Below are 24774 nucleotides of genomic sequence, written 5' to 3'. Positions count from 1 at the left end.
AATTTAGAATGTCAGCGACCGCCCTCTCCCCCGCGCACCAGCAGCGCCAGTTCGGTGCGATTGCCCACATTCAGCCGGTCGAAGATGCGGTGGAGATAGACCTTCACCGAGCCTTCGGAAATGGCTAGGTTTTCAGCAATTTCGCGGTTGCGCAGGCCCGCCGCCACCCCTTCGACGATCCGCCGGTCACGCTCGCCAAGCGCATCGAGCGGGTTGGCTGGCGAGGGCTGCGAGGCCAGCATAAAGGCCCGCTCCATCATCGCCATCGAGATCGCCCGCGTTCCGGCCATCACCGTGTCGATGGCCTCCTTCAAGGCCGAGGCATCGCTGTCTTTCAGCAGGATGCCGTTGACGCCCAGCCGAATCGCGGCAACCAGACTGGCATCGTCGATCTCGGCCGCCAGCATCAGCACAGGCCGGGTATCGCCCTGCTCCCGCAGCGCCTCCAGCACCGCCACCCCATTGCGCCCCGGCATCCGCAGATCGACGATCACCAGATCGGGGTCCTTTTCCGCCACCGCCGCCAGCGCCGCATCGCCATCGCCCACCGAGGCCACAATCGCAAAACCCAGACTGCCCAGCACCTGCTCCAGCCCGGCGCGCAAAAACGCATGATCGTCGGCAATGACGATGCTGGTCATCCGGCAGGCTCCATGGGCAGAGTTACAAGCACGCGCGTTTGCCCGTGGATCAGCCCGATGGTCAAGCCCCCTCCCAGCCTTGCCACGCGCGCGGCGATGGATTGCGGGGGATCGCCCAGCGCATCGGGGGCAAAGCCGATGCCATCGTCGACAATGGCCATGCTCAGCCCGCCGTCGGTGGTGTCCAGTTCGACACGGACATGGCGCGCCTGTCCATGGCGGGCGGCATTGGCGGTGGCCTCGCGCAGGATCTGCTGGATCTCGAAATTGAGCGCGGTGGGTACGATGACCGGCCCCTTACCCTCCGCCGACACCGATACCGACACCGCCACCAGCCATTGCGCGGAAAGCTGGTCGGCCAGCGGGATCAGTTCCTGAAGCAGGTCGCGCTGCCCCGGCTGGATCTGCCCCTGACGCAGGCGTTCGATGATGGCGCGCACATGGCCCTGTTCGGCCGCCAGCCCGGCGCAGAGCAGGTCGATGTCATCAGGCGCGGCCGTCCCCTGCGCCAGTTTATAGCGTAAGGCCTCCAGCCGGAATTTCGCCCCGGCCAGCGTTTGCACCACGCTGTCATGCAGATCGGCGGCGATCTGGGTGCGCAGGCGCGACATGGCCACTTCGCGCGCCATGGCCTCGGTTTCCTCCTCATCCATCGCGGCGGCCACTTCGCGCACCACGCTTTTGGCGGCAAAGAGATCGTCGCAATTGAGGCCCGCTATGCCCGTCAGCACCAGTTGCCCGCGCCCGGTGCGCCCGATGATCGGCAAGGACAGGCCCTGCGCCCCCGCAAAGTCCGCGATCAGCCCCTCCATCGGCGCGGGCGCCATGGCCACCATGCGATCCTGATCATTGAGGACCAGCGCGCGGCGACGCGGAGCATCGAACACCATACCACCCGCCGGCAAAGGCAGATCCAGAGCGGCCAGTTCCGCCCCCTCGCCCATCTTGCCGCAAGTGCGGATGATAGGGCGGCTCTCACCCTGCGCCATCCATGCAATGGCGCCCCCTGTGGCGCCATAGGCCCCCATCGCATAATCCAGCACCCCGGCCAGAGGGTCCTGCGCCACATCGGGCCGTATATAACGGGCCACGGGCAGATTCTGTCGGTTGAAGGCGAACCAGCCCAGCATCAGCGAGAGCAGCGCCAGCGTGCTGAAGCGGCGGATGAATTTGGTCGTGTCGAAATGAAACTCGCCCCATTCGACCAGCAGCCCCGCCAGCAGGAAACAGGCCGCCAGCCCCACCGCGATCAGCAGGATGCTCCGCCTGTTCCACCGCGTGGCCGAATTGAGCATCAGAAAGGCGAAGAAGGCCATGAAGGAGCTGAAGAAATCCAGCGTCACCGCCTCGGTCAGATAGAGGCCGACAAGGAAGGTGGCGACATCGACCGCGAAGGCCGCCCGCGCCAGCCGGAAATCATACCACCAGCTTTGCGCCGCCACCGCCAGCATCACCAGCGCAAAGACCAGATAGGCGCCAAACAGCCACACCGTTTCGGCCCCGCCCTGCGCATGATGATGCGGCGCCATCCAGAGCCACACCGCAAACAGGGCCGCCATCAAACTGCGCATCACGGCCAGAACCAGACCAGAACGCGATCGGGTCAAACCCGGTTCCTTTCCTGATGTTGCGGCATGGCCTTCTTCCTTGGCATGAATTTCGGCCCAGTCAATGCGGCCCTTTCATCAGGGTGTGCACGCACCAGGCCCCAGGAAAGGGCATCTGCGAAGAATGCTTCCGAATCGTCACAAAAGTGCAAACATCGATGGATAGAGGGCGCTGTAACTTACCGATTAACTAAAGTTACTGCCAACAGCAGCCATCCTCTCCAACCCGGCTGCACCCCTCGGAGGAATATCAGGTGAAACATTCCAAGGCCCTTCTGGCCCTGCCGTTGAGCGCGCTTGTGCTGATGAATGCGGGCGTTGCCCATGCAGCCGACGCCGCCCCGGCAGAAGGCAACGGCACCGGACTGACCGACATTGTCGTGACCGCCACCAAGCGCGAAACCAACCTGCAGAAGACCCCGGTGGCCATCTCGGTGGTCAGCGAGCAGGTCATCAAGGACCGCCATGTTCAAAGCCTGATCGACCTGGCCGATGGCGGCGTGCCCTCGCTGCGCGTGGCCACCTTCGAAGCGCGCCAGTCGGCGCTGACGGTCGGCATCCGCGGCATCGTCCCCTTCGACCAGAACCAGACCGCCCGCGACAGCGGCGTCGGCGTCTATATCGACGGCGTGTATCTCGCCCGCTCGCAGGGCCTGAACGCTGCGCTGTTCGACGTTTCGCGCATCGAAGTGCTGAAAGGTCCGCAGGGCACTCTGTTTGGCCGCAACACCGAAGGCGGCGCCGTCAGCATCGTGACGCGCGACCCCAGCGGCCAGTTCGGCGGCCGCTTCTCGGCAGGCGTGGGCAATTACGGCAGCCACACCGCCGAGGGCCACTTGGACCTGCCCGAATTCAACAATATCGCGGTCAAGATCGACGCGGTGGAACAGCATCAGGACGCCACCGTCAAGAACCCGCTGGCAGGGCAAGCCGGGTGGAACCAGTATGAGCGCGTGGGCGGCCGCATCAGCGCCAAGTGGACCCCAATTCAAGGCTTCTCGGCGCTGGTGTCCTATGACAAGGGCCGCGACGAAAACACGCCCAATTTCAGCCAGCTCATCAACTACAACCCCAATGGCCTGCCGGTCGGAACCTACAACGGCTCCAGCCTGACACTGAACGGCGCCAACTGCACCGCTGGCAAGACCTGCATCGCCCCGCTCTCGCCGCTGGTCACCCCCACGGGCGGCAACCGCCTGTCGACGGCCCCGATCGGCGTGCCCCAGCAGCCCAGCGTCGACCGCACCGAAGGCACCTCGCTGCACCTGAACTATAAGGTGATGCCGGGCATGGAGCTGCGCTCGATCACGGCATGGCGCCGTGTTTCGACCGAGCAGTGGGACAATTCGGGCGGCGCGGCGCGCACCATCTTTGCCCCCAACACCGCTTTCAGCCGCTACAGCCTGTCTTACCTGAACCAGCGTCAGTTCAGCCAGGAACTGCAACTGGTCGGCAGCATCCCGCAGGTCGACTATGTGCTGGGCGGCTATTACTTCAATGAACGCGCCCAGGAACAGGCATCGACCCCCAGCTCGAACACCTGGAATGCGGACGGCACCGGCTATACGATCAACAGCGAAACGGTCTCGGGCGCTGTCACCTCGAAAAATCAGGGCTGGGCCATCGGCCAGCAGTTCCTGCAGCGCGCCAGCGAAGCCTATGCCCGCAGCTATGCCGCGTTTGGCCAGATGACCTATACGCCCGAATGGCTGGACAACAAATTCCACCTGACGCTGGGCGGCCGCTACACCAATGAAAAGCGTCACGGCACGCTTTACTTGGTGCAGGGCATTTCGTCGAACTTCCTGTTCAACGAAAGCGTCAGCCGCTTCGACCCGCTGGCGGTTGCCGCCTATGAGTTGACGCGCAACGTCAACCTCTATGCCAAATATTCGACCGGCTATCGTGCGGGCGGCGCCAATGACCGTTCGCAGACCTTCAACTCGTTTGGCCCCGAAGTCGTGCGCTCGTATGAAATCGGCACCAAGATGGACCTGATGGACCATCACGTTCGCCTCAACCTGGCGGGTTACATGATGGACCGCACCGGCACGCAGACCGACTTCGACAATGTCGACACCAACCCCAACAGCCCGACCTTCAACCTGCACACCGAGGAAACCCGCAACGCGCCGGGCACGTCCAAGATCCGCGGGATCGAGGCCGACCTGACGGTCAAGCCGGCCGAAGGCGTCACGCTGGGCGCGTCCTACGCCTACACCTACACCTTTGTTCCGCCCACGGCCAATCCGTTCCTGAACAATGCCCTGTATCAGGTCTATACGGTCTATACGCCGCGCAATGCCGCCTCGGCCTATGCCGATTACGTCATGCCGGTGAACGCCAATGGCAGCGAGGTGCGCGTGCATCTGGACGCCAACTATGCCCAGTCGCAGTACAGCTTCCAGAACGAGCCGGTGAAGACCGACGCCAGCTTCGTCGTCAACGGCCGCATCGCTCTGGCCTCGGTGCCGATGAGCGGCGCGACCAAGGCGACCTTCTCGGTGTGGAGCCGCAACTTGTTCAACACCACCTACATCTATCGCCGCTCGGGCGCGAATGATGCGGTGCTGGGCGATTACGGCAACTTCAACCCGCCCCGCACCTTCGGCGGCGAGGTGCAGATCACCTTCTAATCGGCATTACCCCACACGAGGTGCAGACTCCCTCGTGGTATAAAGAGAAAAGACCCCCATCCTGGACGGGCGGCCCGCAAGGTCGCCCGTCTTTTTGCGTCCGCCGATCATCGCCGGCTTTTATGCAGACTTCACGCAATTGCGCCCAGCTTCGCGTAGAGGCTTAACGCCCATCAGGCTTAGGGATGGCCCTGCTCAAAGGCAGGAATTGTCCGATGTCGCCCATCTATCGCTTTTTGAAATTCGCCCCCGGCCCGCGCGCTGATCGCGCCTTGCGGCTGACGGGGCTGGTCTTGCTGGCTTTGGCGGCGGGGCTGGCGCGGATGCTCTTTATCGGGCGCCATGCCCTGCCGCCCCACCCCGGTTCCCCCTGGGAAATGGCCGTTGCGATGGGCGCGGTGCTGCTGTTCTGGGCGGGCAATGTGCTGGCGATGGCGGGCGATGCCCTGCTGCGCCCCATGGCGCGCCCTCCTCGCCCGCTTTGAACCCGCTGTCCGATCCTCAACTCTTGGGCTTGATCACTTTGACCGTGTTTATATTGCCTGGGATGACAAAACGCACGAAATCGCTGCTGGCGCTGCATGCCGCGCCGCGTTCGGGGCGATAGCTGGACTGATAACGCACCCCGGTAAACATATCGCGCGCCGCATCGGTAAAGACAAAGGGCGGATAGGCGATCACCGTGCGGACTTGCGCGGTATGGCCATCGGCCTGAATGTCGAATTCGGTGCGCGCCCATCCCTCGAAGCCATAGCGCAGCGCCTCGGTCGGGAAATGCGATGGCGCGCTGTTGCTATTGGTCAACGCCGGGCGCGGGCCGATCAAGGCGCACTGCTCCTGTGTCAGACCGGTGGTGGCGAACCATTGCCCGGCCTTGTCCAGATCGCCGCTGCGCGCCGCCTCATTGGCCAGCCGCAATTGCGCGAACTGGCGCAGGGGGTGATGTTCGGCAAGCCGCTGGTCCTGGGCCACGCGGATCAGGGCGACCTGGATGCGCTCGGCCTGACTGCTGCGTGCGCGGGCAGGCGCCCCTATCAACAGCGCGGTGTCCTGCGCCAGAGCATCCTGCGCCAGCGCCGGATCATCGGCCAGCGCCAGCAACTGATCCATCGCCACCCGCTCGCTATCCTCCCCTTTATGACCCGTTTGGGGCCGCGAGGATTCGAGCAGCACCAGCGCAGCATGTGCAGCCTCGGCAGGAATGGCCCGCGATCCGCCCCGCGCCAGCACCAGCCCGCGCTCAATCGAAGCCTGCCGGTCCTGTGCCCCGCGCAGATCGACCAGCGCCAGTCGCACAAGCGCCGCCAGTTCGGCATCCTCCTTGCCCGCCTTCTGCGCCGCCTCGGCCGCCGCGAGCCAGCGCGACCATGGCAGCCCATCCGACGCAGGCGCCCATTGCGAAAACCGGGTCAGCAGCGGGTTGAGCGCGGAAATACCGCCTGTACCTTCCGCGCGGGTACACACGATCTCGACCCGCGTGGCGATGCGAAAGAACTCAGGAATGCGCGCGGCATCTTCGCGCGGCCATACCCATTGCTGTACCGCACGGGCAAAGGCGGAGGCTTTGGCATAGGAGCCATTGGCATAAACGGTCCGCGCGCTTTCCACCTGCCCCTGACCGCTGATGGTGAATTCAACCACGGCGCGATCCTCCGGCTCCAGCCCGGTGTCGGGGCCGCACATCGGGGGTTCCATTTGCCCCGCCTTGGTAAAGAGGGACTTTTCCAGCCTGCCTGCGCCGGATGCGGCCATAAAGCTATAGGCCGTCTCGCGGTCCTTCGTCAGCATAGCCGCCTGCGCCAGATCGGCGCGCAGCAGCGCCTCCTCGACCGAAAGGCGGCCATTGGTGCCGGGGCTGAGCTTGAGGGCCTGCTCCAGCGCCGCCCGCCCTTCCTTGACCCGGCCATGATTGAGCAGGATGCGCCCCTTCATCATCTGCCACATCGCCTGTGCATGCTTGTCCGGCTTGGCCTCGGCCGAGGCCAGCGCATAGCCTTCCTCCACCGTGTCCAGCGCCTGATTTCCGCTGTCGAAACTGGTCAGTTGCGCCAGCCACATCAACGTCTGCGACCGCTCCTGACCTTTCAACAGCGCCAGCGCGGCCTTGTAATGGGCCAGCGCCGTATCGTGGTCCCACCGCGCCGCAGCCAGATTGCCCAATCTTTGTTCGACGCGCACCACCTCATTGGCGAATTCCTCACCCGCGCGGGTCAATTGAGGCAGGCCTTGCTGCACCATAAGCTCGCCCTGCGCGGTTTGCCCTATGGCGATCAGGCAATCGCCGCGCCGCACGGCAATCGCGGCATAGGGCAAAGTGCCCGGCCTGATGCGCGGATCATCGGCCAGTTGCGCAAAGATCGGCAAAGCCTTGACGCAATCATTGTTCACCCATGCGTCGGTGGCGGCATTGAACAGCGATTGAAGGTCGGGCTTGGCAGCGGGTGCGGTTTGCGCGCAGAGCGGCGCCCCCATTTGCAGAACCAGCGCAGCGCCCAGAGCAATACGTGAGATCTGCAAGACATCCTCCCGATTTACACAACTCATTCATGGGCATAGTAAGTAGCGATGCGCAAACTGTCTATCGCCCTATGCGGAGCTTTTCTGACTGCCCTCCCGGTGAAAGCGCAGCCGCCATCGGGCGGCGGACAGGTCATTTTGCTGGGTGCGCGCTGGTGTGCGCCCTGCATGGCCGAATGGCGCGATCTGGCCGTTTTGGTGGCGGCAGCAAAGCCCGATCAGGTGGTTCTGGCATGGGTGGACCGGCCGATTCCACCGCCTCCCGCGCTGGCCGGTCAGGTGGCCGTCATGCCCCACGCTCAGGCGCAGGAACTGGCGCAGCGTCTGGGCGGCGAGGGTTTTGGCCTGCCCATGGCCGCCTATGTCCCGGCGGGCCAGCGCCCCTGCGCCCCGTGGCGCGCGCCTCTGCGGCCCAAGGATCTGGAGTCGCTGCGCAAATTGTGCGGCCGATGACCGGAATTCATCAACCCTCGCCGTCAAGCTGCGCCTGCGCTGGCGGGCAGGCCCAAACATAAAGACGCAGCATCCATAGGTTCCCTGCGGGGAAAGCGGGGGCGGCCTGGCCGACATTGAAACGCGCAGATTCCGGTCGACCCGTCCGCAAGTCTCCCACTTTTCTAGAACCTTGGGCAAGGATCCACCCCTGCCCCTACCCCATGCATGACACGCGGGCTCTTCAATTGAGCCAAAGACTGGCCCATAGAAAGGAGGAACCGCCCTGTGAGGCTGTTCACAGTTTCTCGATGCGCGCAGCACCATAATCAGACAGGCCGGTATGACCTTTCCAATCCCGATGAACTGCGAATTGCTGGACCTGCGCGCGCTGGTGGCGGTAGCGGATGGACGCAGCTTCATGCGCGCGGCGCAACAGTTGAACCTGTCCCAGCCCGCGCTCAGCCGCCGGATCCAGAAACTGGAACAGGCGGTCGGCACGGTTCTGGTCGAGCGGACCACGCGGACCGTGCGGTTGACAGCGGCGGGTGCGCAGGTGGTGCCGCTGATACGCCGGATGCTGCAGGAAATCGACGGCTCGCTCGTTGGCCTGATGGCGCAGGGCGAACGCGCGGCGGGCCGCATCACATTGGCCAGTATCCCAAGCGCCACGGTGCAGTTCCTGCCCGAAGTGCTGCAACGCTTTTCGCTCGATTATCGCAATACCCGCGTGCGCATCCTCGACCTTTCCGCCGGGGAATGCGCCGAAGCGGTGCGCACCGGCGAGGCCGAATTCGGCCTGTCTTTGCCGGTCGGGCCGGATTCCGATCTTGCCTATACAGCGCTGCATGACGATCCCTATGGGCTGGTGTGCCGCAAGGATGATCCGCTTGCGGCCAAAGGCGAGGTCGGCTGGGCCGATCTGGTGGATCGCCGGTTGGTGACGGTCCACCGGGCCAGCGGCAACCGCACCACGCTGGAGGCGGGATTGGCCGCCCAAGGCATCAATCTGAGCTGGTTTTACGAAGTCACGCGCCTGACATCGGCGCTGGCGCTGGCGGATGCCGGACTGGGGCCATCGGTGCTGCCGCAACTGGCCTGCGCGGGGCCTGAGGCGGGCAATCTGGTCTGGCGCCCGCTCAGGGACCCTATAATTTTCCGGAGCATCGGGCTGCTGCAAAGGCCCGGCGCGCAATTGTCGCCCGCCTGCGCCCGGCTGGTCAGCCTGCTGTCCGAGGCTTGGACAAAGGCTAAAGCGTAAAGCGCCCGCCGTTCCATCGCGCCACCAGCAAGGTAGCGCTGATATTCGCCACGCCGCTGGTCAGGGCGCGCAGGGTAGAGAGAATGCGATCCACCGCAATCAGCATGGCCGCCGCCGCCACGGGCACGTCGGGCAGCAGCGAAAGCGTGAGCAAAAGCGCGGAAAAGCCGCTGCCGATCACCCCGGCGGCGGCCTTGGATGTCACCAGCATGACCAGCAGATAGAGCGCGATCCGCTCGGGCGGCAGGGGGATATTCAGCGCCTCGGACAGAAACAGCGTGGCGACGATCAGATAGACCGCTGTCCCAGCCAGATTGAGCGTATAGCCCACCGGCATCACCAGGCCGACCACCGCCGGATCGCCGCCCATGCCTTCCAGCTTGGACATCAGACGGGGCAGCACCACCTCGCTTGACGAGGTGCCCGCGATGATCAGCATTTCATCCCGAAAATGCCGCAGCAGGGCAAACGGGCGCAGGCCTGTGCGCGCATGGACCACCAGCAGCAAGGCCGCCATCAGCCCAAGGCAGGCCAGCGCCAAAGTGGCCACCAGCAGGCCCAGCGAACTGATGAAACCAATGCCATAGGCCCCCACCGTATAGGCGATCGCCCCGAAAGCGCCGATGGGCGCCACCCGCAGCAGGAAACCTACGATGGCAAACTGCAATTGGGCCAGAACGCGCAAGCCCCGGACAATGGGCTCGCCCGCCGCGCCGATATGGATCAGCCCAAAGCCTACCAGACCCGCGATGAAGAGCACGGGCAGGATGTCTCCGGCGGTAAAAGCGGAAAAGAAGGTTTCCGGCACCATGCGCAGCAGAAATTCGCCCGGCCCATTGATGGGCGCTCCGGCCAGTTGGTGATGCAGATCGACGCCGCCGGCCACCAGCGGGGGAACCTGAAGACCGGCGCCCGGACGCAGCAGGCTGGCCACCAGCAGGCCCATCAGCAGCGCGCCGACGGTGATCGCAGCAAACACGATCAGCGCCCGCGCCACCGTGGTGCCCGTGCGCACCGCCCCGCCATGCAGCACGATGCCATCCACGATGGTGCAGAACAGGATCGGGGGCACCATCATCCGCATCGTCTTGACAAAAGCAATGCCCAGCGGCCCCAGCTGCACGCCCAGCCGCGGCCAGAAATAGCCCACGACGATACCGGCCAGCGCCCCCAGCACAACCTGCACATAAAGATGACGCAGCACTCTTCATCCCCCGGCTATTTATGCGCCTAACACATTACGTGCGCCAATAATTGCATTTGATAAATATATGTCCGGTTGCTTCTATAGTCAAACACAGGCGGGCGCCATCTTGCGTCCGGCCATAGGCAAAAACGCCCAAAGAGGCGATCCAAGGGAGCGAGGCTGTCATGCACCGGCTGATGAATAGCGATGCGCGGACCGGCGCGGGCGAACCTGCCTCGCGGCTTCGCCGGGGCGTCGTGCTGGGGCTTGTGCTGGCCCCGCTGCTGGCCGCTTGCCACAATCCGACCGCGCGCGCGCCATCCGCCGTGCCTGTCGCCGCAAACGAACTGCATGTGTTGACCTCGGGCGGGTTCAACGCCGCCTTTGACGTGCTGGCCGCGCAATACACGGCCCAAACCGGCACAAGGATCGCCATTGGCCATGGCCCCTCGATGGGCGCAACGGCCAATGCCATCCCGGCCCGGCTGGCCCGCGGCGAGGATGCCGATGTCGTTATTCTCGCCCGCTCGGCCCTCGACGCGCTGACCGCGCAGGGCAGGATTACACAGGGCACCTCGGTGGATCTGGCGCTGTCCAAAATCGCCGTGGCGGTGCGGGAAGGCGCCCCCGCGCCAGACATTTCCACCCCGCAGGCCCTGCGCCAGACGCTGATCGCGGCCCCCTCGGTGGCATGGTCCGACAGTGCCAGCGGCGTCTATATCCAGACCACCATGCTCGACAGGCTGGGCGTGGCCGACATTGTCCGGCCCAAGGGTCGCATGATCCCCGCGACGCCCGTGGGCGAAATCGTGGCGCGCGGCGAGGCCCAGATCGGTTTTCAGCAATTGTCCGAACTCAAACCCGTCAAAGGCATCCGCATCATCGGCCTTGTGCCCGACGAGCTCCAGAAAGTGACCGCTTTTTCGGGTGGCGTCGTGGCCAGTTCGCCCCGGCAACAGGCTGCCCGCAGCCTGCTCGATTTCCTGTCCTCTTCCAAAGCCGAAGCCGCCATCCGCGCCAGCGGCATGGAGCCGGCATCGCAGAAGGTAACGCCATGAACACGTCATCCACCCTCTCGGCAGACCGTATTGCAGATGCCGGGGCCGCGCGCGGCAAATCGGCCTTCAAATCGATCTTCATCGTGGCCAGCGGCAATTTCCTTGAAATGTTCGATTTCATGGTTTTCGGCTATTACGCCACCTATATTTCCAAGGCATTTTTCCCCACGGGCAGCGAATTTGCCTCGCTCCTGCTGACGCTGATGACCTTTGGCGCGGGCTTTTTGATGCGGCCGGTGGGGGCGCTGGTGCTGGGGGCCTATGTTGACCGCCATGGCCGCCGCAAGGGGCTGCTGCTGACGCTTGGCCTGATGGCGGTGGGCACATTGGCCATTGCCGTCACCCCCACCTATGCCCAGATCGGTCTGGCCGCACCACTCATCATTCTGGCCGGGCGACTGGTCCAGGGTCTCTCGGCCGGGGTCGAGGTGGGCGGGGTTTCGGTCTATCTCAACGAAATCGCCCCACCCCATCGCAAGGGTTTCTTCACCGCGTGGCAATCGGCCAGCCAACAGGCGGCGGTGGTCTTTGCCGCGCTCATCGGGCTGCTGGTTTCCTCCAACCTGTCGCCCGAAACCATGCAGGACTGGGGCTGGCGCGTGCCCTTCGTGATCGGCTGCGCGATGATCCCCTTCCTGTTCCTGATCCGCCGCCATGTCGAGGAAACCGACGCCTTTCTCAACCGCAAGGAACATCCGCAGATCGGCCAGATCATGCGCATGATCGGCAGCAACTGGGGTCTTGTCCTGCAGGGCACGTTGATGGCGGTGATGACGACGGTGTTCTTCTATATGGTCACCGCCTACACCCCCACCTATGGCAGCAAGGTGCTCAAGCTTGGCCCCGGCGAAAGCCTGTTCATCACGGCCTGTGTGGGCATCACCAATTTCGTGCTGCTGCCGGTTATGGGGGCGCTGTCGGACCGGATCGGCCGCCGTCCTCTGCTGATCGGGGCCACCGCGCTGGCGGCTGTGATGACCTATCCCCTTATGCTCTGGCTGGTGGCCAGCCCCAGCTTTGGCGGGTTGCTGACCGCCGAACTGCTGATGGCGGCGGTCTATGCCACCTACAACGGGGCCTTCATCGTCTATCTCACCGAGGTGATCCCCGCCCACGTCCGCACGGTCGGCTTCAGCCTCGCCTACAGCATGGCCACGGCGATCTTCGGTGGCTTCACCCCGGCGATCTGCACCGCATTGATCGAGGCGACCGGCGACAAGGCCATTCCGGGCGCATGGTGCGCGGCGGCCGCTCTGCTTTCCCTGCTGGCCTTGCTGATCGGTGGCAGGCTCAATCGTCAGGCATAAAATTTCAATAATTATATAAGTTTAGGGAGATGAAAGTGACCAACACCAACGCGAAAAGCAAATTCATCCAGGGGGCGGCGCTGATGCCGGTTGCCATGGTCCTGCTGATGGCGGCCCCCGCGCTGGCCCAGCAGGCGGACCCGGCGCCCGCCGCAACCCTCCCCGCCGAAACGCCCCCGGCGGCCGAAACCGCCCCCGCCAGCCCCGCTGACGCCGCGATCGTCGTAACCGGCAGCCGCGTCGCCACCGGCTTTAAGGCACCCACCCCAGTCACCATCACCACCACCGAGCAGTTGCGCGCCTCGGCCCCGACCAATCTGGCCGATGGCCTCAACCAATTGCCGGTCTTCAACGGCAGCACCAAGACATCCAGCCCCTCGACCACCAACAGCCGGGGCGGCAACAGCGGCCAGAACCTGCTCAACCTGCGCGGACTGGGCGCCCAGCGCACGCTGGTCCTGCTGGACGGCCGCCGCATGCCCGCCACCAACAGCGGCGGTTCGGTCGATATCAACATCCTGCCCCAGGGCCTGATCAGCCGGGTCGATGTGGTGACGGGCGGCGCATCGGCGGCCTATGGCTCGGACGCGGTGGCCGGCGTGGTCAACTTTGTGCTCGACACCAAGTTCAAGGGCTTCAAGGCCGAGGTGCTGGGCGGTGTGTCGGGCCATGGCGATCTGCCCTCGGTGGGCGGATCGGTGGCCTATGGCGTATCGGCGGCCGATGACCGCCTCCACTTCATCGCGGGGGCCGATTATTTCCATCAGGATGGCCTGCGCGCCGATCAGAACACCGGGCGGGCATGGTTTGACAACAATGCGGGCCTCATCGCCAACCCCGCGACCGGCGCCTTCCCGCGCAACCTTGTCATCCCCTCGATCCGCAGTTCGGCGGGCACCTATGGCGGGCTGATCTCGTCCGGGCCGCTCAAGGGCACGCAGTTCCTGCCCGGCGGCGTTTCGGCGCCCTTCAATTACGGGACCAACACCGGCACAGCCTTTCAAAGCGGCGGCGATGGCGCGAGGGCGAATATCGGCCTGATGCCCACGCAAACCCGCTATAATGCCTTTGCCCGTGCCGAATTCGACCTTTCCCCCGCCACCACTATCTTTGCCGAGGGGCTTTACGCCAACAGCCACACCACCCAGGGCGCCTTTGTCAGTCAGAACACCGGATCGAGCGCGGCCTATACGATCTATCGCGACAATGCCTATCTGCCGCCTGACGTTCTGGCGCGGATGGTGACGGCCGGTGTCCAGTCGTTCCAGATGGGCCGGTTTGAGGGCGAATTGCCGCTGTCGGAAAATGAATCGAAGATCAGCGTTTATCACGGATCGCTGGGCGTGCGCGGTGCGCTCGGCGGATCATGGAAATATGATGCCAGCTACACCTTCGGCCAGACGGATCAGGAACTGCGCTCCAACCACCTGACCATCGCGCGCAATCTCTATGCCTCGGCCGATGCGGTGCGCGATCCGGTGTCGGGGCGGATCGTCTGCCGTTCAACGCTCGCCGGGCTCGATCCGGGCTGTACGCCGCGCAACCTGTTCGGTCCGCAGGCCGCCAATCAGGCCATCACCGATTATGTGACGGGCGACAATGTGCTCAACCTGCGCCTGCGCCAGCAGGTTGTGTCGGCCAACATTCGCGGCGATCTGGGCGACAAGATCCAGTTGGCCGGGCCGATCGCGGTGGCCGCCGGTGTGGAATACCGCAAGGAAACCGCCAACCAGACCACCGACGCGCTGTCGCCCACTCGCATTGATTTCACCGGCATCCGGGGCGGCCCTTCGGCGCTCAACGGCCGTCAGGGGCCCTATCGCTTCTTCAACCCCCTGCCCTTTTCCGGCCAGTATGACATCCGCGAAGGCTATCTCGAAGTCGCCGTGCCGGTGCTCAAGGATGTGCCCTTTGCCCGTTCGCTCGATCTGAACGGCGCGGTGCGCTATGCCGATTACAGCACCTCGGGCGGGGTGACGACATGGAAGCTGGGCGGCAGCTGGCAGATCAATCAGGCGCTGCGTTTGCGCGGCACGGTTTCGCGCGATATCCGTGCGCCCAATCTGCTCGAACTCTACAATCCGGCCACCCAGCTTAACGGTAATGTGGTGTATAACGGCGTCCAGACCGCGCAGGTCAATTTCGCCACCGGCAACCCCAACCTGCGGCCCGAAAAGGCGCTGACCACCACCTTTGGCGCCGTGTTCCAGCCCGACTGGCTGCCCGGCTTCTCGGCTTCGGTCGATTATTACAAGATCAAGCTGGACGATGCCATCACCACCCTGACCGAACAGCGCGTGGTGGATGAATGCGCGGCGGGCAATCAGGTGCAATGCGCCAATATCACCGTGCTGCCCTCCGGTTCGCTCAGCATCCAGCGCCCCAACCTCAATCTGGCCGCGCAGACCGTGGCCGGGATCGATTTCGAACTGGGTTACAAAACCACGCTGGCGGGCGGCAAGCTGAACCTGCGCCTGGTGGGCAACCATGGGCTGCAGAACAACTCGCAATCGCCCGGTTCGCCGGTGCTGGAAGGGCTCGGGGAAACCACCACGCCCAAATGGAGCGGCGTGGCGCAGGCCACCTGGACCAAGGGCGATCTCTCGCTCTTCGTGCAGGAGCGCTTTATCAGTGCGGCCAAGCTGCGCGCGGATTGGGTTGAAGGAGTTGACGTGAACATCAACCACACGCCCGCCGTGTTCTACACCAATGTGACGGGCACCTATAATCTCCATCTGGGCGGCGGCAATCAGCAGATCTATCTGTCGGTCGCCAATCTGTTCGATCGCGATCCTCCGCTCTCGCCGCCCCCCGTCACCACCTTCACCACGGCAGCCAGCAGCGCCTATGACCCCATCGGTCGCTATATGACCATGGGTGTGCGGGTCAGCTTCTGATGAGCCGTCGGCGGGGGCCGGCCCTCACCGGCCCCCGCCATACACATGGGAGGCAAGCGATGAATGAGCCTTTGCCCAAGCATCAACGGGTCGTGCCACTGGACCTGGTGGAGCGCATGGCACAGCATCTGAACCGCCAGTCGCGCGATGAACTGATGGATCGCTATGGCATCAGCTACAACACATGGCGCAAATTGCGGGCGGGCGATCCTATCCGCGCCTCGGTGGCAGAGCGGCTGGAGCAGCGGGTCAGGCAGAATTTGGCCTGATACCGCCCTCTCATGTTGACGTGCGGGGTTGCGCATTGCAGGCGAACGCGATCATACGGTCCGCTTGATCGAAAGGACATGCAGCATGGACCTGCCGGCGGGCAAGCCGCGCAACTTTCGTCTGATCGCGCTGGTGATCGCCTCGGCGCTGTTGATGCAGCAACTGGATGCCACGGTGTTGGCCGTTGCCATGCCGGCGATGGCGCGCGATTTGAAAGTGCCTGCCTCGTGGCTCAGCGTGGGCCTGACGTCCTATCTGGTGGCCTTGGCGATTTTCATACCGGCCAGCGGCTATCTGGCGGACCGCTGGGGCGCACGGCGGATTTATTGCGCGGCCATCGTGGTGTTTCTGCTGGGGTCGGTTGGCTGCGCGCAGGTGCAGGGATTGGGCGCGCTGGTCGTGGCGCGCATGGTGCAGGGGTTGGGTGGTGCGCTGATGATGCCGGTGGGGCGTCTGATCCTGATCCGCTGTACCCCGCGCGAAGAACTGATGGCGGCTCTGTCATGGCTGGTGATGCCCGCGCTGGTGGGCCCCATTCTGGGGCCGCCGCTGGGGGGCTTCATCATCACCTGGCTGGACTGGCGCTGGATTTTCTACATCAACCTGCCGGTCGGCGTGTTGGGGCTGGTGCTGGCCCTGTGGCTGATGCCGCCTATGCCCAGTGGCGTCGCCATGCGTTTTGATGGCAAGGGCTTCGTGCTGTCTGGAGCTGCGCTGGGCTGCGGGGTGTTCGGGCTGGAGCTGGTGAGCCGCGCGTGGGGCGGGCCGTTGGCTTGGGCGCTGCTGGCGGCCGGGCTGATGTGGGGATGGAGCTATGTCCGCCATGCGCGCCGGGTTCCGGGCGCCCTTCTGGACCTTTCACTGTTGCGCATTCCCTCGTTTGGACTGTCGGTGGCGGCGGGCAACCTGATCCGTATTGCACAGGGAGCGCAGCCTTTCCTGCTGGCCTTGATGCTGCAGACCGGGTTCCACCGTTCCGCAGCCGCTGCAGGCGTGATCGCCATGGCGGGTGCGGTGGGAGCCGTAGTGATGAAGCCGCTGGCACCGCGCATCATCGGCCATTTCGGTTATCGCACCAGCCTGAGTGTGGCGGGCATCATCTCCAGCATCGGCTATGGCGCGCTGGCCTTTTGGCAGGAGGCCTGGCCAAGCAGCGGGATGATGGCCGTTCTGGCGGCGACCGGCTTTTTCACGTCGCTGGGGTTCACCGGATACAACACTGCGGCCTTCCTCAACGTTCCTGCCGAGAGGATGAGTGCGGCCACCAGCCTTTATGCCACGATCCAGCAATTATGCTTTTCGCTGGGGATCTGCATCGCGGGCGTGGTGCTGGAAGTGGTTGGGCAGGTCGCGGTGACGGGTGCAAGCGTCATTGGCTATCGCGCCGCCTTCCTCGCCGTCGCTGTGGTTTCAGCTTGGGCGCTTTTGTTCAATATCAGGCTTCTGAACCGGTATTGATCATGAATTGCAGCGAGGTTGGCGTCCACGGCGGCGGGATTGCCGCCGCAAGAGCAATATTCCCACGGCGAATTGGCCTTGTCGGAAGGCATCGTCCATTCACCTTCCAACTGGCAATCCTGACGGCCCCAGGCTGGAACAGACCGTCATATGGGCGCAGACATTCGCGCGCAGGCGGTGATGCGCGGTGGCGCATTGGTCCATGATTTCTGATCCGGGAAACGCGGCGTTGCCTGCAAGTGTACAATGCGCCCGCCCCGCCGCGATTTCGGCAACCCCATCGGCAAGCATCTGGCGCAAGCTTTTCTTGAATTCACCACCCGGCCGCAGTTTGGCAAAATGGAGTAAAACGAAGCCCCGGTCCGCCTGTGATGGCGGACCGGGAGCATCTTCCGGCTCATGCCCAAGGCAAGGCGGGATCAGTAGCTGAAGCGGACACCTCCCGTGACACGGGCACCGACCAGATCATAGAAGCTTCCCGAATTGGCGATGGGATTGATACCTCCCTGAACAACAATCGGTGGAGACTTGTCCAAAATATTATCGCCACGCAGGAACAGTTCCACCTTTTTTCCGGCCGTCGAGATGATTTTATAGGACACCGCCAGATCGAAATAGGAAATCGACGCGATGCTGTTGTTCTCAATGTAATTCGCAACACCGGGCGTGATCGTTTGCGCCGTCACATCATAAACACCGGGGCCGACATAGCGCCATTGCCCAAACAGATCGAACGGCCCGCGCGAATAGTTGACGTTGAAAGTATGGCGCCACTTGGGGCTGCCATTGGGGACGCCGTTGAAACCGTTCTGGGAAACTTCGCCCGCACGATCCACGACTGCGCTGGCAAGCCCGGTGCCCTGATCGATAATCATGGCATTGAGCGCATTGCCCAGAAAACGAAATCCGATCCGCCCGCTGCCCAGCGCCCGGTTATAAGCGACCTCCACATCGAGCCCGCGCGTCTTCAGCCTCTGGAGGTTGAAATTGGTGGCAATGATGTTCTTCAAGGAACCATCCGCATTGCGGTTCACATAATTGCAATAGCTGGTGTCCTTGTTAAAGCCGCCCTGACCATAGCAGAAGTTCAGGATCTGCTGTGCGGTCAGCGAACCGATCACCCCGCCGACCTTGATGTCATAATAATCAAGGGCAATGCGCAGCCCCGGAATGACCGCCGGCTGAAGCGTGACGCCTGCGGTAAACGTATCGGCCCGTTCCGGCTTGAGCGCGGCATTGCCCTGCACCAGCCGCACAGCCTGCACCGAAGCATTGCCATTGCCATAGTCCGTCACGCCTTCGACAAAGGTCTGGGTGGAGAGGAACAATTCGTTGATGTTGGGCGCGCGGATATCGCGTGAGCGGGTCACGCGGAACATCACCCCTTCGATCGGCTTGACGGTGCCGCCCAACTTCCATGTGGTGACGGTTCCGCTGGTGCTGTAATCGGTCAGGCGGACGGCACCGTTCAGCGCGATGGCATCCGTGCCATGCGATTGCAGCAACGGCACGGCGGCTTCGACAAAGCCCTCCTTTACATCATAATGGCCGTTGATCGGCTTGGGGTTCCCGTAATTGAAACCGCCCGAGGGGAATGTTGCGGTCGACTGGTTCGAGATCGGGTCACTGTTGCCGACGAGGGATTCGCGGCGGATCTCGATGCCGCTCGACATGGCCACCGGCCCTGCCCAGGTCGAGAACGGCTCGCCGCTCAATGAGGCATCGGCAAAGGTTTGCCCCGTGTGGAAGTCGAAGGTCTGCGTGCCCATCACATAGGCCGCCGCCGCGCTGGAGATCGAATTGGTCCCGAACACATTCACCGGAACGCATCCGGCCCCGGCGCCAAAACCCGCATAGGACGGGTTCGAGGTCATGGCCACATCGGCGGGGTTGGTGGAATTGATACGGCAGATGATGGTGTTGTTCGGGCCAAGCACGGCATCCTGCGCCGCTTTCCAATTGGCCGAAATCAGGTGATTGACGATTTGCGAATGGTTATCGGTGCGCCCGTAACCGGCGGCTACATTCCATTTCCAGCTCGTGCCGAATTTGCCGTTGAAGCCGCCCACGATGCGCCACGTCTGGTTGTCCGCCGTCAGCGTGGTGCGCCCCAACTCACTGTTGAAACGGCCGATGTTGTAAGACGTCGTGCCCGCCGGGGTAATCGCCAGCAAGGCTGCGGGGACATAAGGATTGGTCGTCAGGATGTTGATCCCAAGGCCCGCGTTGGGCGAAAACACGTCCAAGGCATTGGTGGACGACTTGGTGCGGCCATAGGACGCCTGCGCCGAAAAATGCACGTCGCTGCCGAGGTCATAATCCAGCGTGCCATAGAGCGTGCCGCGCTGGAGCGGGCTGTTCATGGCCTGTGTGATACCGGGGTTCACCCCCTGCCCGCCGACCTGAAGGTTGGCGTTGTTCTGGATGGGATTGCCCAGCGCGTCGGTACCATAGGCAAATGGAAGGATGGTGCCATTCGCACCAAACTGGATTCCCCGTAATGGATTGCCGACCGGCAGCAGACCGCCAGCGCCGGAAATGACCGTGCCGCCGGGCGCCAGAATGGGCGAGGTCGTGCCCGAGCGCAGATAACGCCCGGCGCCAGCAGCCGGATTGGCAGTGGGGCCGACCACATAGCCCCAACCCTGCGATGCCCAACCGCGGCTGGTGCCATAAAGGTAGTCATAGGATTTGCTGAGTTCGCCCGCCAATTGGACATGGCCTTTGCCATTGGCAAAATCGCGGCCTCCGGCCAGCGAGAAGGCATATTCGCGGGAATCGCCATGGGTCGATTGGCCATATTGCGCCGTTCCGGTCAGGCCCTGCAGGTTTTTCTTGAGGATGAAATTGGAAACGCCCGCAACCGCATCCGACCCCCAGGCAGCCGAGGCGCCGCCCGTCACCACCTCGATGCGCTCGATCAGACTGGTCGGGATCAGGTTGACGTCGACCAGATTGTTCACCGTCGTGGCAACGAAACGCTGATTGTCCACCAGCACCAGCGTGCGTACCGAACCCAGCCCGCGCAATTGCACATAATTGCCGCCCTGCTGCTGCGAAACGGTTGAGGGTGAAGTGGTCTGGCGCAGCGCTGGCAAAGTGTTGAGAACATCGGTGATGCGCACTGCGGCCTGATGCTCAACCTGTTCGCCGCCCACAACCGTGACCGGCGTCGGCGAGACAAAACCCTGACGCGAGACACGGCTGCCCGTGACGATGATGGAAGGCGCATCATCGTCCGCCTTGGGCGCTTCGTCGGCGGCCATGGCGGGAGCGGCGGCAAGGGCCAGTGCCAGCAGCGATGTGGAAAGCGCAAGGCGGCGAGCCCCGCGAAGCGTGGTGTCTCGTGTCATCGATTTTCTCCCCTGCAAATCCGCCAGTTTTCTTATGTCTGGCATTATCGGGCGGCCGATCCGTGGCCGCGGGTTACTCAACTCAAACGGCGTAAATCCCCCGGCTTGCCCCCATCTGCCGGGCAAGCAGCCGATGCATGGGCACCGGCATCGGCAATTCCAATGCGCTCCATCTCACTTGTTTCCTTCGAGTACGTCGTCCCACATGCGCTGGCCGCTGCGATCGGGGATCCAGCGCCAGTAAATCGCGCCGCCCAAGGCCAACACCGCGATGGGCCACAGGATGCCGCCCATGCCGCTGGGCGTCAGGCTGGATAGCAACAGGGCGGCGCCGGGCGAAAAGCCGCCAATCACCCCGCCGACGGAAAAGGCCAGCGCCACCGATGTCGCGCGGCGCCGGGCGGGAAAGGCCTCGGTCATGGCGGCAAAGCCGGGGCCCACGATCATCGCGCCGGGCAACTGCATCGCACAGGCCCAGAACCACAGATCCATCCGGCCGCCGCGCGCGGCATCAACCAGCATGGCATAGATCGGATAAAACAGGACCACGCCCGCCAGCATGCCGCAGATCTGAACCCGGCGGCGGCCCAGCCGATCCGACAGAGCCCCGAAACAGACCGTGGCCAACGAGCCGAACAGGCTGCCGAAGGCAACCACCAGAGTGGCATAACCGGTATCCACATGGGCCAGCGTCTGGAGCGAATAGAGCGTGAACATCGACCCGGTCAGCCCGGCGGTGATCTGCGGCGTACAGATGCCAAAGGCCACCGCCATGCAATCGCCCAAGGCCTGCCGGTTGGTCAGCACGTCGCGCAGGGGCGACTTGGCCACGCCCATCTTCGCCTTGAGGTGAAGGAAGATCGGCGATTCTTTAAGCTGGGACCGCACGAACAGGGCGAAAACCAGCATTACCGCCGCAAATAGGAAGGGAATGCGCCAAGCATAGTCATTGAAAGCCGCCGGGCCGAAAACCCGCGAAGTGATGCTGACCGCGACCAGCGAGAGCAGCAGCGAAACACTGGTCATGGCCCCCAGCCAGCCGGTGTAGAAGCCGCGCCGAGCGTCCGGCGCATGTTCCACCACATAGGTTGAGGCCGCGGCATATTCACCGCCGACAGCCAGGCCCTGAACGATGCGCAGGCCCAGAATGATCAGCGGCGCGGCCATGCCAATCGCCGCATAAGGCGGCACGACGCCCATGAGGATGGTGGCAAGGCTCATCAGGATCAGCGTCACCATGAAGGTGAACTTGCGCCCCACCGTGTCGGACAGGATGCCAAACAGCATACCGCCCAGCGGGCGCACCAGAAAGGCCAGCCCCGTGGACCCCACCGCCAGAATGACGCCTGTTTTGGCATCCTGCGGCGGAAAGAAATGCACGCCGATCTGTACCGCCATCGAGGAATAGATGCCGAAATCGTAATATTCGATCACCGTGCCGATAGAGGCGCCGGTAACAACCTTGACCAGCGGAGGAGAGGCAGGCGCCACGGGATGCGCGCCATACGGCGCTGCAGTGCCTTGCCGGTGGTCATCGCCGCCCGTTTCGCGAACCGATGTCACGTTCATTCCAGCTTCTCTCCCCAGACCCGGGCGGTTTGCCGCCGTGGTGCGCCATTTGCGTCGCTACCGACCTCGCATTTTCGGAAGGATCGACAAAATGCCAAAATGCGATAGCTGTATAAGCTGTGGCGATGGCCCTGGTGTCCGCCACAGCCCCTCGCCACATCGCCGCGTGCGATAGCCCCTTCGTCATCCGGTATTTCCCAGCCCCGTGCCCATGATGGCAGTCGGATGCCATCAGGAATTATGGGAGCAAGCCAGATGGCCGACGAAATGCTGTGCACTCCGATCACCGGGCGTGCATTGTGGGGGCCCGGGGACTTCAAGGGAGACGGGTGGATCTGGAGGATTACACCCGAAGAGGCTGACGAAATCGAGCAAGCCTTGCGCGCCGTTCAAAAACTAGGCCTTGGCGTGGGCCAATTCAGCCGTGAACAGTTCGCCCTCCCCCTTTTCAGCGTCAAGCTGGCCGCGATCCGCAAGGAACTGATCGAAGGCATCCGCTTTGCGCTGGTCCGCAAGCTGCCGGTCGAGCGTTTCAGCGTGGCCGAGCTGGAAATCATCTATTGGGGCCTTGGCCTTTATCTGGGCACGGGCATCGGGCAGAACGCGGCGGGCGCCCTGCTTTCGCATGTCACTTTTCATGGCCTTGACGCGTCGACCGGGCGCGTGCGCGGTTATCAGGACCGGCGCCATCAGGAACCGCACAATGACCTGGCCGATGTCGTCGGCCTGCTCTGCGTGCGCAAGGCAAAGTCGGGCGGCGCCAGTTCCATCGTCAACATCCCGGCGGTCTATAACGAGCTGTTGGCGACGCGCCCCGACCTGCTGCCGGTGTTTTACCGCGGCTTTCACCTCGACTATCGCGGCGAAGGCGATGATCCCAATGCGACGACCAGCTATCGCGTGCCCAATTTTGGCGTGGCCGATGGCAAGCTTTGCGTCTTCTTCGGGCGGCGCGGGATCGAGGCGGCGATGCACAAGCGCGGCGAAACATCCACCGCGCTGGAGGCCGAAGCCATCGACCTGTTGCAAACCTTGCTGGAAAAGCCGGAATACCGCGTCGATATGGAGCTGGAAACCGGCGACATGCAATTCGTCAACAATTACGCGGTGATGCATGCGCGCACCGCCTATGAGGATTACGATGATCCATCACTGTGGCGGCTGATGCTCCGGCTGTGGCTCAATCTCGACGATATGGTGCTGCCCGAACGTCTGGCCCGCTTTACGCGCGCAGGCTTTGCCGACGTGGCCGTATCCGGCGCCGGATAAAGCCTCCCCTCCCCCACAAACCAGAACCAAGGTGAATGCGATGCGGATCGTTCGATTTGGTGCGCCCGGCGAGGAAGTGCCGGGCCTGTTGCTCGATGCCGGCATAGTGTCGCTGGCCCCGCTGATCGGAGGACGGGATGTGGAGGCCATTTTGCCCGATTGGGCCGATGTTGCCGCCGAAATCCCGGCCTTTTGTCAGACCGCCACGGCTATGCCGCTGGCCGGGCAAAGGCTGGGGGCGCCGCTGGGGCGCCCGCCCAAGATCATAGGGGTGGGCGCCAACTATCGCTCTGCCGATGGAAAGGCCCCGCGTGGTCCCATCGACCCCATCCTGTTCTTCAAACCGACGTCCAGCCTTGTCGGCCCGGCCGATCCCGTCATCTTGCCCTATGAGGCAGGCGTGGTGGTCGCCGAAACGGAACTGGCCGTGGTGATCGGCCGCAAAGGCCACCGCGTTGCGCCGGAACAGGCGATGGACCATGTCTTCGGCTATACCATCGCCAATGACATCACCGCGCCCGAAGTCATGCTGGGAGACAGCAGCCAAAGCCCGCTGTTTTTCCAGCAGGGGCGCGGCAAGGGCTTTCCCAGCTTTTGTCCGCTGGGGCCGTGGATCGTGCCCGCCGGCCACATCCCCGATCCCAACGGGCTCCACATCACGCAGGAGATTGACGGCATCATCGAATTGGCCGGGCCGACCACGCTGATGATCCATTCGATCGCCATGCTGGTCTCGGAGGCCAGCCATGCTTTCGGGCTGGAGCCGGGGGACATCATCCTGTCCGGCTCGCCCCGCCCCGCGCCTGGCGCCGGGCGGCGTCCGCTGGCGGGCGGCTCTTTGCTGATCAGCCGCATTGACGGCATCGGCCGCATGGCCAACCCCATCATCGCCGAGGAGGACCGTTGGCCGGGCCAACCGCTTCGGCGTTGGGGCGCCAAAGCGGTCGGGTATTAGGCCGTATACCCATAAACTACGCCTTCGAGGTTTGAGGCCAACCGGCCCAGTGCAAGGAGGCGAGGTGAGGGAATATGTCGATATTTCGAGCCGAGCCGACGCCGCAATGGGCCGGTTGGGTCAAATCGCGGAGCGACGCCAAAATGGCTTCGATCTCGAACAAAAGCGTCCTTGGAAAGGCAACCAGCCTTCCCTGCGGCCGCTTCCGCCCGATCTCTTCGCCATTTTGGCGCCTCGAAGGCGTGGTTTATGGGTATACGGCCTAGCACTACTTTGGCAGAAAAGTGATTTTTGGGATTCCCTTTGCGGCGGATGCGTGATTCATGAGGAACCAGCTTTAGTGGAGGCTGGCGATGGA

The 24774-nt window shown here is 63.6% G+C and carries 18 protein-coding genes; 12 read left to right on the top strand and 6 right to left on the bottom strand.

Annotated features, from left to right (window positions below):
• Nucleotides 1–11 precede the first annotated feature (11 nt).
• Both BGP00_RS10790 and BGP00_RS10785 read right to left on the bottom strand, forming a co-directional pair.
• Nucleotides 12–641, bottom strand: a complete 630-nt coding sequence (locus BGP00_RS10790; RefSeq protein ID WP_292689271.1) for a response regulator transcription factor — start codon at nt 639–641, stop codon at nt 12–14.
• Nucleotides 638–2248, bottom strand: coding sequence for an ATP-binding protein (locus tag BGP00_RS10785; protein WP_292689270.1), 1611 nt, complete (start codon nt 2246–2248; stop codon nt 638–640). Before BGP00_RS10785 ends, BGP00_RS10790 begins: the two co-directional genes overlap by 4 nt.
• A gap of 305 nt (nt 2249–2553) precedes the next feature.
• On the opposite strand from BGP00_RS10785, the gene BGP00_RS10780 reads away from it, so the two are divergent.
• On the top strand, nt 2554–4884 hold the full coding sequence (locus BGP00_RS10780) for a TonB-dependent receptor (RefSeq protein WP_292689703.1): 2331 nt from the start codon (nt 2554–2556) through the stop codon (nt 4882–4884).
• A 215-nt stretch (nt 4885–5099) separates the two neighbouring features.
• Complete coding sequence (locus BGP00_RS10775) at nt 5100–5369, top strand: hypothetical protein (RefSeq protein WP_168602464.1); 270 nt, start codon at nt 5100–5102, stop codon at nt 5367–5369.
• Between the two features lie 16 nt (nt 5370–5385).
• Here the strand turns inward: BGP00_RS10775 and BGP00_RS10770 are convergent, their stop codons facing one another.
• Complete coding sequence (locus BGP00_RS10770; RefSeq protein ID WP_292689268.1) at nt 5386–7401, bottom strand: hypothetical protein; 2016 nt, start codon at nt 7399–7401, stop codon at nt 5386–5388.
• 99 nt (nt 7402–7500) lie between these two features.
• On the opposite strand from BGP00_RS10770, the gene BGP00_RS10765 reads away from it, so the two are divergent.
• Both BGP00_RS10765 and BGP00_RS10760 read left to right on the top strand, forming a co-directional pair.
• Complete coding sequence (locus BGP00_RS10765; protein WP_292689266.1) at nt 7501–7854, top strand: hypothetical protein; 354 nt, start codon at nt 7501–7503, stop codon at nt 7852–7854.
• A gap of 322 nt (nt 7855–8176) precedes the next feature.
• On the top strand, nt 8177–9094 hold the full coding sequence (locus BGP00_RS10760) for a LysR family transcriptional regulator (protein ID WP_292689264.1): 918 nt from the start codon (nt 8177–8179) through the stop codon (nt 9092–9094).
• On the opposite strand, the gene BGP00_RS10755 is transcribed toward BGP00_RS10760, so the two are convergent.
• A complete protein-coding gene (locus BGP00_RS10755; RefSeq protein ID WP_292689262.1) occupies nt 9084–10298 on the bottom strand; it encodes a cation:dicarboxylase symporter family transporter in 1215 nt (404 codons plus the stop codon). The genes BGP00_RS10760 and BGP00_RS10755 overlap by 11 nt on opposite strands.
• 167 nt (nt 10299–10465) lie before the next feature.
• On the opposite strand from BGP00_RS10755, the gene BGP00_RS10750 reads away from it, so the two are divergent.
• The 5 genes from BGP00_RS10750 to BGP00_RS10730 all read left to right on the top strand — a co-directional run bounded on the left by BGP00_RS10750 (nt 10466) and on the right by BGP00_RS10730 (nt 17270).
• Nucleotides 10466–11338 carry a substrate-binding domain-containing protein gene (locus tag BGP00_RS10750; RefSeq protein ID WP_292689260.1) on the top strand — a complete coding sequence of 291 codons (873 nt, stop codon included), beginning with the start codon at nt 10466–10468 and terminating at the stop codon, nt 11336–11338.
• Nucleotides 11335–12645: an MFS transporter gene (locus BGP00_RS10745; RefSeq protein WP_292689259.1), complete on the top strand. Its 1311-nt coding sequence runs from the start codon at nt 11335–11337 to the stop codon at nt 12643–12645. The genes BGP00_RS10750 and BGP00_RS10745 overlap by 4 nt, the downstream gene beginning before the upstream one ends.
• Before the next feature lie 35 nt (nt 12646–12680).
• Complete coding sequence (locus tag BGP00_RS10740; protein ID WP_292689257.1) at nt 12681–15542, top strand: TonB-dependent receptor; 2862 nt, start codon at nt 12681–12683, stop codon at nt 15540–15542.
• Nucleotides 15543–15601: 59 nt separating this feature from the next.
• Nucleotides 15602–15811: a hypothetical protein gene (locus BGP00_RS10735; RefSeq protein ID WP_292689255.1), complete on the top strand. Its 210-nt coding sequence runs from the start codon at nt 15602–15604 to the stop codon at nt 15809–15811.
• Between the two features lie 85 nt (nt 15812–15896).
• On the top strand, nt 15897–17270 hold the full coding sequence (locus tag BGP00_RS10730) for an MFS transporter (RefSeq protein WP_292689254.1): 1374 nt from the start codon (nt 15897–15899) through the stop codon (nt 17268–17270).
• A gap of 419 nt (nt 17271–17689) precedes the next feature.
• Here the strand turns inward: BGP00_RS10730 and BGP00_RS10725 are convergent, their stop codons facing one another.
• Together BGP00_RS10725 and BGP00_RS10720 are read right to left on the bottom strand one after the other, a co-directional pair.
• Nucleotides 17690–20623 carry a TonB-dependent receptor gene (locus tag BGP00_RS10725; RefSeq protein ID WP_292689252.1) on the bottom strand — a complete coding sequence of 978 codons (2934 nt, stop codon included), beginning with the start codon at nt 20621–20623 and terminating at the stop codon, nt 17690–17692.
• Nucleotides 20624–20797: 174 nt separating this feature from the next.
• Nucleotides 20798–22192, bottom strand: a complete 1395-nt coding sequence (locus BGP00_RS10720) for an MFS transporter (RefSeq protein ID WP_292689250.1) — start codon at nt 22190–22192, stop codon at nt 20798–20800.
• A 255-nt stretch (nt 22193–22447) separates the two neighbouring features.
• Between BGP00_RS10720 and BGP00_RS10715 the strand changes: the two genes are divergently transcribed.
• The 3 genes from BGP00_RS10715 to BGP00_RS10705 form a co-directional block, all read left to right on the top strand.
• On the top strand, nt 22448–23461 hold the full coding sequence (locus BGP00_RS10715; RefSeq protein WP_292689248.1) for a TauD/TfdA family dioxygenase: 1014 nt from the start codon (nt 22448–22450) through the stop codon (nt 23459–23461).
• Nucleotides 23462–23501: 40 nt separating this feature from the next.
• The gene (locus BGP00_RS10710; protein ID WP_292689247.1) at nt 23502–24416 is read left to right on the top strand and encodes a fumarylacetoacetate hydrolase family protein; all 915 of its coding nucleotides are present in this window, start codon (nt 23502–23504) and stop codon (nt 24414–24416) included.
• A gap of 64 nt (nt 24417–24480) precedes the next feature.
• A partial coding sequence (locus BGP00_RS10705; RefSeq protein ID WP_292925750.1) for a hypothetical protein occupies nt 24481–24774 on the top strand: 294 nt, incomplete at its 3' end.

This window comes from Novosphingobium sp. 63-713 (genome assembly GCF_001898925.1).
Lineage (GTDB): Bacteria > Pseudomonadota > Alphaproteobacteria > Sphingomonadales > Sphingomonadaceae > Novosphingobium.
The sequence above is the reverse complement of the archived record's forward strand: the minus strand, read 5'-3'. Positions and strand labels throughout refer to the sequence as shown.

What these genes read in the sequence shown, in the direction of transcription:
- BGP00_RS10790 (WP_292689271.1), bottom strand. Translation starts at nt 641, where the DNA reads ATGACCAGCATCGTCATTGCCGACGATCATGCGTTTTTGCGCGCCGGG.
- BGP00_RS10780 (WP_292689703.1), top strand. Translation starts at nt 2,554, where the DNA reads ATGAATGCGGGCGTTGCCCATGCAGCCGACGCCGCCCCGGCAGAAGGC.
- BGP00_RS10775 (WP_168602464.1), top strand. Translation starts at nt 5,100, where the DNA reads ATGTCGCCCATCTATCGCTTTTTGAAATTCGCCCCCGGCCCGCGCGCT.
- BGP00_RS10760 (WP_292689264.1), top strand. Translation starts at nt 8,177, where the DNA reads ATGACCTTTCCAATCCCGATGAACTGCGAATTGCTGGACCTGCGCGCG.
- BGP00_RS10750 (WP_292689260.1), top strand. Translation starts at nt 10,466, where the DNA reads ATGCACCGGCTGATGAATAGCGATGCGCGGACCGGCGCGGGCGAACCT.
- BGP00_RS10745 (WP_292689259.1), top strand. Translation starts at nt 11,335, where the DNA reads ATGAACACGTCATCCACCCTCTCGGCAGACCGTATTGCAGATGCCGGG.
- BGP00_RS10735 (WP_292689255.1), top strand. Translation starts at nt 15,602, where the DNA reads ATGAATGAGCCTTTGCCCAAGCATCAACGGGTCGTGCCACTGGACCTG.
- BGP00_RS10730 (WP_292689254.1), top strand. Translation starts at nt 15,897, where the DNA reads ATGGACCTGCCGGCGGGCAAGCCGCGCAACTTTCGTCTGATCGCGCTG.
- BGP00_RS10725 (WP_292689252.1), bottom strand. Translation starts at nt 20,623, where the DNA reads ATGACACGAGACACCACGCTTCGCGGGGCTCGCCGCCTTGCGCTTTCC.
- BGP00_RS10720 (WP_292689250.1), bottom strand. Translation starts at nt 22,192, where the DNA reads ATGAACGTGACATCGGTTCGCGAAACGGGCGGCGATGACCACCGGCAA.
- BGP00_RS10715 (WP_292689248.1), top strand. Translation starts at nt 22,448, where the DNA reads ATGGCCGACGAAATGCTGTGCACTCCGATCACCGGGCGTGCATTGTGG.
- BGP00_RS10710 (WP_292689247.1), top strand. Translation starts at nt 23,502, where the DNA reads ATGCGGATCGTTCGATTTGGTGCGCCCGGCGAGGAAGTGCCGGGCCTG.